The 2,619-nt window shown below is 70.1% G+C and carries 2 protein-coding genes; both read right to left on the reverse strand.

All coding sequences use genetic code 11. The annotated features are described in order from the left end of the window. Positions 1-410 (reverse strand): HIT domain-containing protein (locus Q4D18_RS11520; protein WP_303128545.1); only part of this gene is annotated, 410 nt, incomplete at its 3' end. A 95-nt stretch (positions 411-505) separates the two neighbouring features. Then, entirely contained in the window at positions 506-2,524 is a 2,019-nt protein-coding gene (gene thrS / locus Q4D18_RS11525) for a threonine--tRNA ligase (protein ID WP_303128542.1), read from the reverse strand. Positions 2,525-2,619: the final 95 nt, after the last annotated feature.

Below are 2,619 nucleotides of genomic sequence, written 5' to 3' on the forward strand. Positions count from 1 at the left end.
GCGGTGCCGAACCCGGTCGGCGTATAGAACGCCGCGATCCCCGCGCCCCCGGCCACGCCCTGGTTCATGCCCAGGTTGTAGCCCTTGGGGCGCGTGGCCGTCTCGAACGCGATCATCGCGGTCTGCGCCAGCTCCGCCATCTCCTGCGTCTCCTCCGCGGTGGCGTCGGTGTACATGGGGATGTGGCGGTACGGGCACACCAGGAGGTGGCCCGGGTTGTACGGGTACAGGTTGAGGATCACGAAGCACGTGGCGCCGCGGTGGACGATCAGGGAGGACTCGTCGTCGCGGGACGGGGCCGCGCAGAACGGGCACGTGTGCTCGTCTTTGACCTGGTCCGGGCCGGCCTGGATGTAGGCCATCCGGTGCGGGTTCCAGAGCCTCTCGAACGGGTCCGGGACGCCCGGCAGGGCGAAGTCGTCCGTCGCCGCGGCGTCCCCCGCCGGGTCCCCGTACGGGGACCCGGCGGGGTCGTCGGCGCGGGCGCCGGGGGCGGGCCGACCGGTCACGGCGTCACCTCGCGGTCCCGCACCGCCTTCACGATGCGCGCGACGGCCTCGTCCACCGGCACGCCGTTGTCCTGCGTGCCGTCCCGGAAGCGGAAGGAGACTGCACCCGCCTCGGCGTCCTCGCCGCCGGCGATCAGCACGAAGGGCACCTTCTCCTTGGACGCGGAGCGGATCTTCTTCGGGAAGCGGTCCGAGGAGTCGTCCAGGCGCGCCCGGATCCCCTCGGCCCGCAGCTTCGCGACGACGTCGCCCAGGTAGTCCTCGAACGCCTCGGCCACGGGGATGGCCACGACCTGCTCGGGGGCCAGCCACGCCGGGAAGGCGCCCGCGTAGTGCTCGGTGAGCACGCCGAGGAAGCGCTCGATCGAGCCGAACAGGGCCCGGTGGATCATCACCGGGCGCTGGCGGGTGCCGTCCGCGGCCTGGTACTCGAGGTCGAAGCGCTCGGGCAGGTTGAAGTCCAGCTGGATGGTGGACATCTGCCAGGTGCGGCCGATCGCGTCGCGGGCCTGCACGGAGATCTTCGGGCCGTAGAAGGCGGCTCCGCCCGGATCCGGGACCAGCTGCAGCCCGGAGGCCTCGGCGACCTCGGCGAGGGTGCGGGTGGCCTCCTCCCAGATCTCGTCCGAGCCCACCGACTTCTCCGGGTCCTTCGTGGAGAGCTCGAGGTAGAAGTCGTCCAGGCCGTAGTCCTTGAGCAGGGCCAGGACGAAGTTCAGCGTGGTGGTGAGCTCCTCCTTCATCTGCTCGCGGGTGCAGTAGATGTGGGCGTCGTCCTGGGTCATGCCGCGCACGCGGGTGAGGCCGTGGACCACGCCGGACTTCTCGTAGCGGTACACCTGGCCGAACTCGAACAGGCGCAGCGGCAGCTCGCGGTAGGAGCGGCCGCGGGAGCGGAACACCAGGTTGTGCATCGGGCAGTTCATGGGCTTGAGGTAGTAGTTCTGGCCCTGCTTGGTGATCTGCCCGGTCTCCGGGTCGCGCTGCTCGTCGATCTGCATGGGCGGGAACATGCCGTCGGCGTACCAGTCGAGGTGGCCGGAGACCTCGTAGAGGTGCTGCTTGGTGATGTGCGGGGTGTAGACGAACTCGTAGCCGGCCTCCTCGTGGCGGCGGCGCGAGTAGTCCTCCATGGTCTTGCGGATGATGCCGCCGCGCGGGTGGAAGACGGGCAGGCCCGAGCCGAGCTCGTCCGGGAAAGAGAACAGGTCCATCTCGGCGCCGAGCTTGCGGTGGTCGCGGCGCTCGGCCTCGGCCAGGCGCTCCTGATAGGCCTTGAGGTCCTCCTTGGAGGCCCACGCGGTGCCGTAGATGCGCTGCAGCTGCGTGTTCTTCTCGCTGCCCAGCCAGTAGGCGGCCGCGGAGCGGGTGAGCGCGAAGCCGTTTCCGATCAGCTTGGTGCTGGGCAGGTGCGGGCCGCGGCAGAGGTCGCACCACACGGCGTCGCCGGACTTGCGGTCCACGTTGTCGTAGATGGTGATCTCGCCGGCGCCGACCTCCACGGAGGCGCCCTCGCCGGCGGTCTCGGCGTCGTCCTTCTTGCCCAGCAGCTCGAGCTTGTAGGGCTCGTCGGCCATCTCGGCGCGGGCCTCGTCCTCGGTCACCACGCGGCGGCGGAAGGTCTGACCCGACTTGACGATGCGCTGCATCATCTTCTCGAGCTGCTTGAGGTCCTCCGGGGTGAAGGGCTCGGCCACGTCGAAGTCGAAGTAGAAGCCGTCCGTGATGAACGGGCCGATGCCGAGCTTGGCGTCCGGGCGCAGCTGCTGCACCGCCTGGGCCATGACGTGGGCGGTGGAGTGGCGCAGCACGTCCAGGCCGTCCGGCTCGGTGAGGTCCACGGACTCCACGGACTCGCCGCCGTGCAGCTCGCGGGAGAGGTCCCAGAGCCGCCCGTCCACGCGCATCACCACCGTGGTGGGCTGGTCTGCGAAGAGCTCGGTGCCGGTGATGCCGTGGGTCACCTCCCGCATCTGTCCGTCGACGGTCAGCAGGATGTTGTTCGGCTCGCTCACGAGTGCTCCTCATTCGGGTCAGGCTTCCGGGCGGGTGGCGTACGGGGGCCACCGCCAGCCGCGGTCCATTCTAGGCGGGCGGGACCAGGCGGGAG

Origin of the sequence: Micrococcus sp. (assembly GCF_030523875.1) — a bacterium.
Taxonomy (GTDB): Bacteria; Actinomycetota; Actinomycetes; order Actinomycetales; family Micrococcaceae; genus Micrococcus.